The organism is Streptomyces sp. Da 82-17, assembly GCF_046098215.1.
Taxonomy (GTDB): domain Bacteria; phylum Actinomycetota; class Actinomycetes; order Streptomycetales; family Streptomycetaceae; genus Streptomyces.
In genome coordinates this window covers 279656-292070 of record NZ_JBJURH010000003.1, presented here as the reverse complement: position 1 = coordinate 292070, position 12415 = coordinate 279656, and the positions used below count along the sequence as shown (strand labels likewise).

Sequence of the window (12415 nt, the reverse complement as noted above, 5' to 3'; positions counted from 1 at the left end):
GGGCGCCCACGGCCGGGCCGGTACCCTGGTCGCATGTCCGAACCGACCGGTGCCGCCCGCCGACGCGGGCCCTTCAAGGTCGGGGACCAGGTACAGCTGACCGACCCCAAGGGCCGCCACTACACCTTCACGCTCGAAGAGGGAAAGAACTTCCACACCCACAAGGGTTCCTTCCCGCACGACGAGCTGATCGGCGCCCCCGAGGGCAGCGTTGTCCGCACCACCGGCAACGTCGCCTACCTCGCGCTCCGCCCCCTGCTCCCCGACTACGTCCTGTCCATGCCCCGCGGCGCCGCCGTGGTCTACCCCAAGGACGCGGGGCAGATCCTCGCCTTCGCCGACATCTTCCCCGGCGCACGCGTCGTCGAAGCCGGCGTCGGCTCGGGCTCGCTCAGCAGCTTCCTGCTGCGCGCCATCGGCGACCAGGGCATGCTGCACTCCTACGAGCGCCGCGAGGACTTCGCCGAGATCGCCCAGCAGAACGTCGAGCGCTACTTCGGCGGCCCCCACCCCGCCTGGCAGCTCACCGTCGGCGACCTCCAGGACAACCTGTGGGACACCGACGTCGACCGCGTCATCCTCGACATGCTCGCCCCCTGGGAATGCCTGGACGCCGTCTCCAAGGCCCTCGTCCCCGGCGGCATCCTCTGCTGCTACGTCGCGACCACCACCCAGCTGGCCCGCACCGTCGAGTCGATCCGCGAGATCGGCTGCTTCGCCGAGCCCCAGCCGTGGGAATCGATGATCCGCAACTGGCACGTCGAAGGCCTCGCCGTCCGCCCCGACCACCGCATGATCGGCCACACCGGCTTCCTGCTCACCGCCCGCCGCCTCGCCGACGGAGTCGAGCCCCCCATGCGCCGCCGCCGCCCCGCCAAGGGCGCGTACGGCGAGGACTACTCGGGACCGAACGCCGACCGCGGCGCAGCCACCGGCCGCTGACCGCACCGAAGGAACCACCCCAACGAACAAGCGCCGCCGCCGAGTTCCCGCACCACACACGGAACTCGACGGCGGCGCTTGGCCGTTGGCCGCTTATACCCGAAGCCACCACATCGGACCCCGCCGTTCCACCCGACTGTGACGTATGGCACCATGCTGGGCACCCCTCCCACCGGCACAGCCCACAGGAGACGCTCCTAGTGCAGCACCCCGCCGTCCCGGAACTGGCACACACAACCCCCCGCCCCGTGCACTGGCTCGCCACCGCCACGGCACTGGCCGCAGTCGTCGCGGGCTCCTCGTTCCTGCAGCCCGACCACGCCACCGCAGCCCAGGCAGGCCCCCCGGCCGCCACCAGAACCGCCGCCCCCGACCCGAAGAACGTCGACTACCCCCTGCAGTGCGGCGTCACCGCACCCCAGATCCAGAAGAAGGCCACCGGCGACCTCGACGGCGACCGCAGCCCCGAGACCGTCGCCGTCGTCCGCTGCGCCTCCGGCTCCGGCACCCCGCCCAGCGGCGTCTACGTCATCGCCCGAGGCACCGAAGGCAAGCCCCGCGTCGTCGCCACCCTCGTCGACCCCAAGGACCGCCTCAGCGTCACCGACTTCGCCGTACGCGGCGGAGCCGTCACCGCCACCCTCCTCGGCTACTCCTCGCCCGACGTCCCGAGCTGCTGCCCGGACACCCAGGACAAGGCCAAGTGGCAATGGCAGGACGGCACGTTCGTCCGCAGCGAACAACCCGCCGCCAAGAGCGTCTGACCGACGCCCACCCCAGGTGTACGGGCCGCTACTCCGCGTCCGGTCCGTACACCTCGACACCGTCCGTCACGCGCCGTACATGAATGCAGTCGCCCGGACACTCCTTCGCCGAGTCCGCGACATCCCGCAACAACGGCAGCGGCACCCGCGTCGTCGCCCCCGGATCCTGCAGCAGCTCGTCCTCCGCGCTCTTCACATACGCAAGACCGTCGATGTCGAGCTCGAAGACCTCCGGCGCGTACTGCGCACAGATGCCGTCACCGGTGCACAGGTCCTGATCGATCCAGACCTCGAGCTCCTCGTCGACGACCGCTCCCCGGGCCTCCTGCTGCACGCTCATCTCTCCCGCTTCACTCACAAGTCGGCCCCGTACTGACGGGTGTTGGACCTTCCGACCCTACAACCGCTCGCTTTTTGATGTTGTTCCGTGGGTATTCACCTGGCGTGAGGGAGTACACAGGGGTGAAGATCGGACACAGCCCAGAGCACTTTGTGATCTAGGGGTTTCAATCCGTACCGGCCCAGGTAGGGTCAGGAAGCGTCCAGCTCCCCTTGGAGGAGGTGAGGACCGTGGCAGCCCACGACGACGACATGAACCGCGGCATCCGCCCGGGTCGAGGGTCCGACGACCCCGCCGGTCAGATTGCCTATCTCGAGCAGGAGATCGCCGTCCTGCGACGTAAGCTCGCCGACTCTCCGCGGCACACGAGAATTCTCGAAGAGCGGATCGTCGAGCTGCAGACAAACCTGGCCGGAGTCTCCGCCCAGAACGAACGGCTCGCGAACACCCTCCGTGAGGCCCGAGACCAGATCGTGGCCCTCAAGGAGGAAGTCGACCGGCTCGCACAGCCCCCGGCCGGCTTCGGTGTCTTCCTGCAGGCCAACGAGGACGGAACCTGCGACATCTTCACCGGCGGCCGAAAGCTCCGCGTGAACGTCAGCCCCAGCGTCGAGCTCGACGAGCTCCGACGCGGCCAGGAAGTGATGCTCAACGAAGCGCTCAACGTGGTCGAGGCCATGGAATTCGAGCGCGCCGGCGACATCGTCACCCTCAAGGAGATCCTCGAGGACGGCGAACGCGCCCTGGTCGTCGGCCACACCGACGAAGAGCGCGTCGTCCGGCTCGCCGAGCCGCTTCTCGACATCACCATCCGCCCCGGCGACGCCCTCCTGCTCGAACCCCGCTCCGGATACGTCTACGAAGTCGTACCCAAGAGCGAGGTCGAAGAACTGGTCCTCGAAGAGGTCCCGGACATCGGCTACGAACAGATCGGCGGCCTGGGAAACCAGATCGAACTGATCCGCGACGCGGTCGAACTCCCCTACCTCTACCCCGACCTGTTCAAGGAGCACGAACTCCGCCCGCCCAAGGGCGTGTTGCTCTACGGCCCGCCCGGCTGCGGCAAGACGCTCATCGCGAAAGCCGTCGCCAACTCCCTTGCCAAGAAGGTCGCCGAAGTCACCGGACAGGCCGCAGGCAAGAGCTTCTTCCTCAACATCAAGGGCCCCGAACTCCTCAACAAGTACGTCGGCGAGACCGAGCGACAGATCCGCCTCGTCTTCCAACGTGCCCGCGAGAAGGCCAGCGAGGGAACCCCCGTCATCGTCTTCTTCGACGAGATGGAATCCCTCTTCCGCACCCGCGGATCCGGCGTCAGCTCCGACGTGGAAAACACCATCGTCCCCCAGCTGCTCGCCGAGATCGACGGCGTGGAAGGCCTGCAGAACGTCGTGGTCATCGGCGCCTCCAACCGCGAGGACATGATCGACCCCGCCATCCTGCGCCCCGGCCGCCTCGACGTGAAGATCAAGATCGAGCGCCCCGACGCCGAGGCCGCGAAGGACATCTTCGCCAAGTACATGAAGTCCTCGCTGCCCCTGCACGCCGACGACCTGGCCGAACACACCGGCGACCGCGACGCGACCGCAGCCGCCATGATCCAGTCCGTCGTCGAGCAGATGTACGCCGAATCCGAGGAGAACCGCTTCCTCGAAGTCACGTACGCCAACGGCGACAAGGAAGTCCTCTATTTCAAGGACTTCAACTCCGGCGCAATGATCGAGAACATCGTCGGCCGCGCCAAGAAAATGGCCATCAAGGCCTTCCTCGAACAGAACCAGAAGGGCCTCCGCGTCGCACACCTGCTCCAGGCATGCGTCGACGAATTCAAGGAGAACGAGGACCTTCCCAACACCACCAACCCCGACGACTGGGCCCGCATCTCCGGCAAGAAGGGCGAACGGATCGTCTACATCCGTACCCTCGTCACCGGAAAGCAGGGCGCCGACACCGGACGTTCCATCGACACCGTGGCGAACACCGGACAGTACCTGTAAAAAACAGGGCGGCTGCGGGTGCCCATCACGGGGTACCCGCAGCCGACTGTTTTCCGGAAACACCCCCGGAAACACCCCGGAACACCCGGGGAACACACACCGAGCCACAGCAATGACCGAATTGATCTCCCCACCAGCGCAAAGGCGTTCTAGGCTCTTCCGTACCGCCGAGAAGCGCAGTGCGGGGACGGGCACCGCACACGCATCGGAGAACCAGCGGTACTTGAGCGCCGCTCCCACAAGGGAACGCCGCCGGGCAAGGAGGGCCGCATGACCGTACGGCGAGTAATGGGCATCGAGACGGAGTACGGCATCTCCGTCCCCGGCCACCCCAACGCCAATGCCATGCTCACCTCGTCCCAGATCGTCAACGCCTACGCGGCGGCGATGCACCGGGCCCGCCGGGCCCGCTGGGACTTCGAGGAGGAGAACCCGCTGCGCGACGCGCGAGGCTTCGACCTCGCCCGCGAGGCCGCCGACTCCAGCCAGCTCACCGACGAGGACATCGGCCTCGCCAACGTCATTCTCACCAACGGCGCCCGCCTCTACGTGGACCACGCCCACCCCGAGTACAGCGCCCCCGAGGTCACCAACCCCCGCGACGCCGTCCTCTGGGACAAGGCCGGCGAACGCATCATGGCCGAGGCCGCCGAACGAGCCGCCCAGCTCCCCGGCGCCCAGCCCATCCACCTCTACAAGAACAACACCGACAACAAGGGCGCCTCGTACGGCACGCACGAGAACTACCTGATGAAGCGGGAGACCCCGTTCTCCGACATCGTGCGCCACCTCACGCCGTTCTTCGTCTCCCGCCAGGTCGTCACCGGCGCCGGCCGCGTCGGCATCGGCCAGGACGGCCACGAACACGGCTTCCAGATCAGCCAGCGCGCCGACTACTTCGAGGTCGAGGTCGGCCTCGAAACCACCCTCAAGCGCCCCATCATCAACACCCGCGACGAGCCGCACTCCGACGCCGAGAAATACCGCCGCCTGCACGTCATCATCGGCGACGCCAACCTCTCCGAGATCTCGACGTACCTGAAGCTCGGCACCACGGCCCTCGTCCTCTCCATGATCGAGGACAACTTCATCGCCGTGGACCTCGCCGTGGACCAGCCCGTACGCACCCTCCACCAGGTCTCCCACGACCCGTCCCTGCAACACCTCGTCACCCTCCGCAGCGGCCGCACCCTCACCGCCGTACAGCTGCAGATGGAGTACTTCGAACTCGCCCGCAAGTACGTCGAGGAGCGGTACGGCGCCGACGCCGACGAGCAGACCAAGGACGTCCTCACCCGCTGGGAAGACGTCCTCACCCGCCTGGAGACCGACCCGATGAGCCTCTCCGGCGAGCTCGACTGGGTCGCCAAGCGCGAACTCATGGAGGGCTACCGCCGGCGCGACAACCTCGACTGGGACGCCGCACGCCTGCACCTCGTCGACCTCCAGTACGCGGACGTACGCCCCGAGAAGGGCCTGTACAACCGTCTGGCGGCACGCGGCAAGATGAAGCGCCTCCTGGACGAGCAGGACGTCGAGCGGGCCGAGACCAAGCCTCCGGAGGACACCCGCGCCTACTTCCGCGGCCGCTGCCTCGAGCAGTACGCGGACGACGTCGCGGCGGCCTCCTGGGACTCCGTGATCTTCGATCTGCCCGGGCGGGACTCGCTGCAGCGGGTGCCCACCCTGGAGCCGCTTCGCGGAACGCGTAATCACGTTAAGGAGCTGCTCGACCGGTGCAGGACTGCCGAAGAGCTGGTCCGGGTGCTTTCGGGCAACTGACCGGCGGCTGAAAGGCCGGGAGCTGGGAATCACTGGGGTGGGTCCCGCACGTTGATGCAAGTGCGGGGCCGATGTCCGACCCGGAACGTAGGGTCTGATCAAGAACGTCGAACGTCGACACCGAGCGGGGTGAGTCAGATGGCGACCAAGGACACTGGCGGCGGACAGCAGAAGGCGACGCGTTCCACCGAGGAGGTCGAGGAGCAGGCGCAGGACGCCGAGGCCTCGGAGGACCTCAAGGAGCGACAGGAGAAGCTGAGCGACGATGTCGACTCGGTGCTGGATGAGATTGACGATGTCCTGGAGGAGAATGCCGAGGATTTCGTGCGGTCCTTCGTTCAGAAGGGTGGAGAGTGATTTCGCCTTCGAATCGAAGGTTGAGTCGTGTTTGAGGCGGATGGGGCGAAGTGTTGTTCGCGGTGTCGCCGTGTCTTGCCGCGTGCGGCGTTTGCTAGCAACCGGTCCATGAGGGATGGCCTCCAGGCGTACTGCCGGGAGTGCGCAGCTGAGTACTACCGGCAGCGTCAGGAGGCCAAGGGGAAGCCGGTGCGGATTCGGGTGCCTGTGCCGCGAGGGCACAAGCGCTGCCCGGACTGTGGTGAGGTCAAGCCGCATTCCGAATGGGAGCGGAACAAGACCTCGTCCGACGGCTGGGCCAGTTACTGCCGTGACTGTCGCGCGGAGCGGAACCGGATTGCCTACTTCAAGCGCAAGTACGGCCTGACGCCTGGTGAGTTGGACGACCTGAAGGCCAACAGGCGGGCGTCTGTTGCATCTGTCTCGCAGCTCCTGCAGAACATGTTGATCACTGTCACGAGACGGGTAAGGTCCGTGGCGTGCTGTGCTTCAGCTGCAATGCAGGTTTGGGCCAGTTCAAGGATCGACCGGACGCCATGAGGCGAGCCGCCGCTTACCTGGAAGGAAACTCGTGGAAGCCAATCCTCGTAGCACCGGGCGTCTACCAGCTGCCTTCCTGACGCCTGGATCCTCGTCCTTCGTGGACTTCCTCTCCGAGCACCAGCCGGAGTTGCTGCCGGGCAATCGTCAACTCCCGCCCACCAAGGGCGTGATCGAGGCGCCGCACGGCACGACGATCGTCGCCGCGACGTTCCCCGGCGGTGTCGTCCTCGCCGGTGACCGGCGGGCGACGATGGGGAACATGATCGCGCAGCGCGACATCGAGAAGGTCTTCCCCGCGGACGAGCACTCCGCGGTCGGCATCGCCGGCACGGCGGGGCTCGCGGTGGAGATGGTGAAGCTGTTCCAGCTGGAGCTGGAGCACTTCGAGAAGGTCGAGGGGGCCACGCTCTCGCTGGAGGGCAAGGCCAACAGGCTCTCGACGATGATCCGTTCCAACCTCGGCATGGCGATGCAGGGCCTCGCCGTGGTCCCGCTCTTCGCGGGGTACGACCTGGATCGCGAGAAGGGCCGCATCTTCTCGTACGACGTGACGGGTGGCCGTTCCGAGGAGCAGGGGTACGCCGCCACCGGGTCCGGGTCGATCTTCGCGCGTGGGTCGATGAAGAAGCTCTACAAGGACGATCTGACCGAGGAGCAGGCGACGACGCTGGTCGTGCAGGCGCTGTACGACGCGGCGGACGACGACTCGGCGACGGGTGGGCCGGATGTGGCCCGTCGGATCTATCCGATCGTCACCGTGATCACCGATGAGGGTTTCCGCCGGCTGACCGACGAGGAGGCCTCGGAGATCGCGCGGTCGGTGCTCGAGCGGCGGCTCGAGGAGCCGGACGGCCCGCGTGCCGCGCTGCTCTGAGAAGGCCCCGGAATGATCGCCCAGCCACTGACAGAAAGGGACGGATAGCCGGTGTCTACGCCGTTCTATGTCTCACCCCAGCAGGCCATGGCCGACCGGGCGGAGTACGCCCGGAAGGGCATCGCCCGTGGTCGCAGCCTGGTTGTGCTGCAGTACGCCGACGGCATCGTGTTCGTCGGCGAGAACCCGTCCCGTGCGCTGCACAAGTTCAGCGAGATCTATGACCGGATCGGCTTCGCCGCGGCCGGTAAGTACAACGAGTACGAGAACCTGCGGATCGGCGGCGTCCGCTACGCCGACCTGCGGGGGTACACGTACGACCGGGACGATGTGACGGCTCGCGGTCTGGCGAACGTGTACGCGCAGACGTTGGGCACGATCTTCTCGAGTGCGGCGGAGAAGCCGTACGAGGTGGAGTTGGTGGTCGCCGAGGTCGGGGAGACGCCCGAGGGTGACCAGATCTATCGGCTGCCGCACGACGGCTCGATCGTGGACGAGCACGGTTCGGTCGCGGTGGGTGGCAATGCCGAGCAGATCAGCAGCTATCTGGACCAGCGGCACGAGGACGGGATGAGTCTCGCGGCCGCGTTGAAGCTGGCTGTGCAGGCGTTGTCGCGGGAGCCGAACGGCGGGGAGCGGGAGATTCCGGCCGAGCGGCTCGAGGTGGCGGTGCTTGACCGTACGCGGCCGCAGCAGCGGAAGTTCAAGCGGATCGTGGGCCGGCAGTTGGCGCGTCTGCTGGAGGCGGACGGTGCCGCGTCGGCGCCGACGGATGCGCCGTCGGACGAGGAGGAGGGCGAGGAGTAGGTCTTCGCCGGTTGGTTGTGGCCCCGTGCCCCTGTGTCGCTCGGTGAGCGGTGTGGGGGCGCGGGGCTTTTTCGGGTTCAGGGGGTGTGTGGCGGGGCCGTGGAGTCGCGGACGACGAGTTGGGTGGGGAGGGCGTCGTTCTGCGGGCTGCGGCCGTCGAGGATGGCGGTGAGGGCTTCCATGCCGCGTTCGCCGACGCGTTCGGCGGGGAGGCGGACGGTGGTGAGTTCGGGGTCGACGGCGGTGGCGAGGGCGAGGTCGTCGAAGCCGGTGACGGAGAGGTCGTCGGGGACGGTGAGGCCCATGCGGCGGGCGGCTTTGCAGGCGCCGGCGGCGATCATGTCGCCGTCGCAGATGACGGCGGTGGGGCGGGGGCCGGGGGCGGCGAGGGCCTGGGTGGCGGCGGCGCGGGAGTAGGCGGCGGAGAGCGGGGCGCGGGCGGTGCGGAGGGTGGTGCCGGGGGTGGCGGCGAGGGTGTCCTGGATGGCCTGGGCGCGGGCGGCGAAGGTCCAGGAGTCGACGTCGGCGGCGAGGTGCAGGAAGCGGCGGTGGCCGAGGCCGAGGAGGTGTTCGGTGATCTGGCGCATGCCGTCGGCGACGTCGAGGTTGACGTGGGCGCCTGCGGTGGGGTCGGTGGGGTCGCTGTCGAGCATGACGAGGGGGAGGTCGGCGCCGTGCAGGGCGGTGAGGGTCTGGGCGGCCATGGAGGAGGCGATGACGCCGTCGAGGGCGGCGCGGGCGGAGGCGAAGGGGTCCTTGGCGGGGCCGAGGCCTTCGGGTGAGGGGTAGAGGACGACGCCGAAGTCGTGTTCGGCGGCTTTGCGGGCGGCGCCGGTGTAGACGCGGGCGAAGAAGTCGTTGGTGAGGGCGGGGACGACGAGGAGGGCGGTGCGGGTGCGGCCGAGGCGGAGGTTGCGGGCGGCGAGGTTGGGGCGGTAGCCGAGGGTGCGGGCGGCGTCGCGGACGCGGTCGGCGGTGGCGGGGGAGACGCGGCCGTGCCATTTGTCGCCGAGGACGAGGGAGACGGCGGCCTGGGAGACGCCGGCTGCCCTGGCGACGTCCTTGCTGGTGGGCCGTGCCACGTCGGGCTCCGTTCTGGCTGTGGTGGGGCGGCGGTGGGGTGGACCGTCGGTCCGGGCTCATGGTACGTATGAGGTCGACGTTATACGTAAAACTTCCACGGGTGTCCCCGAGCGCGGGTGAGTGCGGCGCGGGATGCTGCGAGGGGGCGGGGAGAAGGGGCAGGACATGGCCGCGGGATACGTGGAGCTGCTGCGGACCCGGCATGCGGCGCGGCTGCTCACCGGCACGCTCGTGGGCCGGCTGCCGAACGCGACGGGGCACATCGCGATCGTTCTGTTCACCCGCGCCGAGGGCGGCAGTTACACCCTGGCGGGGGCGCTGGCGGCGGTGTACGGGCTGGCGACGGCCGTCGGGCAGCCGCTGCTGGGGCGGGCGGTGGACCTGCGGGGGCAGCCGCGCGTGATGCTGCCTGCGGCGGTGCTTTCGGCCCTGGGCATGGCCATGTTCGCGTTCGTCGGCATCGGCTCGCTGTGGCTCGCGTACGTGGCGGTGGGCGTCGCCGGGCTGTTCACGCCGCCGCTGGAGGGCGGTCTGCGGGCGCTGTGGCCGAATGTGCTCGGGCGTGCGGACAAGGTGCATGCGGCGTATGCGTTGGACGCGGTGGCGCAGGAAGTCATGTTCACCGTGGGCCCGTTGCTGGTGACGCTGTTCGTGGCGCTGTGGTCGCCGGGGGCGGCGCTGCTCGTCATCAACGCGGTCGGGGTGGTGGGCGCGTTGTCGGTGGTGGTCTCCGAGCCGTCCAGGCAGTGGCGTTCGGCGCCGCGGGAGGCGCACTGGCTGGGTGCGCTGCGCTCGCCGGGGCTGCTCGCGCTGCTGGGCTCGTTCTTCTTCGTGGGCCTCGCGCTCGGCTCGATCACCGTTGCGGGTGTGGCGTACGCGGACGACCAGGGCCGGGAGTCGGTGTACGGCTGGCTGATGGCGGCGCTCGGGCTCGGCGCGCTGCTCGGCGGTGTGGTGTACGGGGCGCGGCAGTGGGCGGGGGCGCCGGAGCGGCGGTTGCGGGTGCTTGTCGGGCTGTTGGCGCTGGGTTACCTGCCGTTGATGTTCACGCCCGACGTGTTGGCGATGTGCGTACTGGCCGCGGTTTCCGGGGTGTTCCTCGCGCCGTCGTTGGCCTGCGCGTTCATCGTCGTGGACCGGCACGCGCCGCGGGGGACGGTGACGGAGGCTTTCTCGTGGCTGGTGACGACGTTCGGGGTGGGCGCCGCGGTCGGAACGGGCGTTGCGGGACCGGCGATCGAGGGCGCCGGGACGCCCGCGGGGTTCGCGGTCGCGGGTGCCGGGGGAGTGGCCGCGCTCCTCGTGCTGCTCGGCACGGTGCGGGTGCTGTCGGCTCGCGCGGGCGGCGGGCAGGTGGCGAGCTCGGCGGAAAGTGATCGAAACGGTGCTGTCGAACCCGGTTTCAGTGCGGGGCATCAGGCGTAATGTTCAGTCATGGACCGCCGCATTTTCGGGCTGGAGAACGAGTACGGCGTCACGTGCACGTTCAGGGGACAGCGCCGTCTGTCGCCTGACGAAGTGGCGCGCTACCTCTTCCGCCGAGTCGTGTCATGGGGCCGCAGCAGCAATGTCTTCCTGCGGAACGGCGCCCGCCTGTATCTCGACGTGGGGTCACATCCGGAATATGCAACACCCGAATGTGACAACGTGACCGAGCTGGTCACCCACGACAAGGCAGGCGAGCGCATTCTCGAAGGCCTGCTCGTCGACGCCGAGCGTCGCCTGCACGAGGAAGGAATCGCGGGCGACGTCTATCTGTTCAAGAACAACACCGATTCAGCGGGCAACTCCTACGGCTGCCACGAGAACTATCTGGTGGCCCGGCACGGGGAGTTCTCCCGGCTGGCCGACATTCTCATTCCGTTCCTCGTCACCCGGCAGTTGCTGTGCGGCGCGGGCAAGGTGCTGCAGACGCCGCGCGGTGCGGTGTACTGCGTGAGTCAGCGCGCCGAGCACATCTGGGAGGGCGTCAGTTCCGCGACGACGCGTTCCCGGCCCATCATCAACACCCGGGACGAGCCGCACGCGGACGCCGAGCGGTACCGGCGGCTGCACGTCATCGTCGGCGACTCCAACATGTCGGAGACGACGATGCTGTTGAAGGTCGGCGCGACCGACCTGGTGCTCCGCATGATCGAGGCGGGCACGGTGATGCGGGACCTGACCCTGGAGAACCCGATCCGGGCGATCCGCGAGGTCAGCCACGACACCACGGGCCGCCGCAAGGTGCGCCTGGCCAGCGGCCGTGAGGCCTCGGCCCTGGAAGTGCAGCGCGAGTACTACGAGAAGGCCGTGGACTTCTGCGAGCGCCGCGGCATTCGTACGGGCACCGTGGAGCGGGTCCTGGAGCTGTGGGGCCGTACGCTCGACGCGATCGAGCAGGAGGACCTGGACAAGATCGACACCGAGATCGACTGGGTCATGAAGTACAAGCTCATCGAGCGGTACCGCACGAAGCACAACATGACCATGTCGCATCCGCGGGTCGCGCAGATAGACCTCGCGTACCACGACATCCACCGGCGTCGTGGGCTGTACTACCTGCTGGAGAAGAAGGGGCAAGCCGCCCGTATCTGCAACGACTTGAAGATCTTCGAGGGCAAGTCGGTGCCCCCGCAGACCACCCGGGCCAGGCTGCGCGGTGATTTCATCCGCAGGGCGCAGGAGCAGCGCCGGGACTTCACGGTGGACTGGGTGCATCTGAAGCTCAACGACCAGGCGCAGCGCACGGTGTTGTGCAAGGACCCGTTCCGTTCGGTGGACGACCGGGTGGAGAAACTCATCGCCGGTATGTGAGTTCCGGTATGCGAGCTCCGGTGGGTGATCTCCGGAAAGTGATGAATCGCCGTTGTTCCGCTGTCCGTTGAGGGCGGAACGCAACGCGGGGCGCCGTACGTTTCTCGTACGGCGCCCTTCTCACGTCGTA

General features: G+C 68.2%; 12 protein-coding genes. 10 read left to right on the top strand and 2 right to left on the bottom strand.

What is annotated here, in order from left to right; all coding sequences use genetic code 11:
- Window positions 1-33: 33 nt before the first annotated feature.
- Window positions 34-942, top strand: a complete 909-nt coding sequence (locus tag ACIDOF_RS06795; protein ID WP_409004780.1) for a tRNA (adenine-N1)-methyltransferase — start codon at window positions 34-36, stop codon at window positions 940-942.
- A gap of 200 nt (window positions 943-1142) precedes the next feature.
- Complete coding sequence (locus ACIDOF_RS06790; RefSeq protein WP_409004779.1) at window positions 1143-1706, top strand: hypothetical protein; 564 nt, start codon at window positions 1143-1145, stop codon at window positions 1704-1706.
- A 28-nt stretch (window positions 1707-1734) separates the two neighbouring features.
- On the opposite strand, the gene ACIDOF_RS06785 is transcribed toward ACIDOF_RS06790, so the two are convergent.
- The gene (locus ACIDOF_RS06785; protein ID WP_409004778.1) at window positions 1735-2046 is read right to left on the bottom strand and encodes a ferredoxin; all 312 of its coding nucleotides are present in this window, start codon (window positions 2044-2046) and stop codon (window positions 1735-1737) included.
- Window positions 2047-2276: 230 nt separating this feature from the next.
- Between ACIDOF_RS06785 and arc the strand changes: the two genes are divergently transcribed.
- The 6 genes from arc to prcA all read left to right on the top strand — a co-directional run bounded on the left by arc (window position 2277) and on the right by prcA (window position 8406).
- On the top strand, window positions 2277-4043 hold the full coding sequence (gene arc, locus ACIDOF_RS06780) for a proteasome ATPase (RefSeq protein WP_409004777.1): 1767 nt from the start codon (window positions 2277-2279) through the stop codon (window positions 4041-4043).
- 270 nt (window positions 4044-4313) lie between these two features.
- The gene (dop, locus tag ACIDOF_RS06775) at window positions 4314-5825 is read left to right on the top strand and encodes a depupylase/deamidase Dop (RefSeq protein ID WP_409004776.1); all 1512 of its coding nucleotides are present in this window, start codon (window positions 4314-4316) and stop codon (window positions 5823-5825) included.
- Window positions 5826-5963: 138 nt separating this feature from the next.
- Window positions 5964-6182, top strand: a complete 219-nt coding sequence (locus tag ACIDOF_RS06770) for a ubiquitin-like protein Pup (protein WP_161704060.1) — start codon at window positions 5964-5966, stop codon at window positions 6180-6182.
- Between the two features lie 416 nt (window positions 6183-6598).
- A complete protein-coding gene (locus ACIDOF_RS06765) occupies window positions 6599-6802 on the top strand; it encodes an endonuclease VII domain-containing protein (RefSeq protein WP_409004930.1) in 204 nt (67 codons plus the stop codon).
- Window positions 6754-7599 (top strand): proteasome subunit beta, encoded by an 846-nt coding sequence (gene prcB / locus ACIDOF_RS06760; RefSeq protein WP_409004775.1) that lies wholly within the window; start codon window positions 6754-6756, stop codon window positions 7597-7599. The genes ACIDOF_RS06765 and prcB overlap by 49 nt, the downstream gene beginning before the upstream one ends.
- A 51-nt stretch (window positions 7600-7650) precedes the next feature.
- Window positions 7651-8406 carry a proteasome subunit alpha gene (prcA, locus tag ACIDOF_RS06755; RefSeq protein ID WP_308940924.1) on the top strand — a complete coding sequence of 252 codons (756 nt, stop codon included), beginning with the start codon at window positions 7651-7653 and terminating at the stop codon, window positions 8404-8406.
- A gap of 77 nt (window positions 8407-8483) precedes the next feature.
- Here prcA and ACIDOF_RS06750 read toward each other — a convergent pair whose 3' ends face one another.
- On the bottom strand, window positions 8484-9488 hold the full coding sequence (locus ACIDOF_RS06750; protein ID WP_409004774.1) for a LacI family DNA-binding transcriptional regulator: 1005 nt from the start codon (window positions 9486-9488) through the stop codon (window positions 8484-8486).
- Window positions 9489-9654: 166 nt separating this feature from the next.
- On the opposite strand from ACIDOF_RS06750, the gene ACIDOF_RS06745 reads away from it, so the two are divergent.
- Window positions 9655-10914 (top strand): MFS transporter, encoded by a 1260-nt coding sequence (locus ACIDOF_RS06745; protein WP_409004773.1) that lies wholly within the window; start codon window positions 9655-9657, stop codon window positions 10912-10914.
- Between the two features lie 9 nt (window positions 10915-10923).
- Window positions 10924-12285 (top strand): Pup--protein ligase, encoded by a 1362-nt coding sequence (gene pafA / locus ACIDOF_RS06740; RefSeq protein WP_409004772.1) that lies wholly within the window; start codon window positions 10924-10926, stop codon window positions 12283-12285.
- Window positions 12286-12415: the final 130 nt, after the last annotated feature.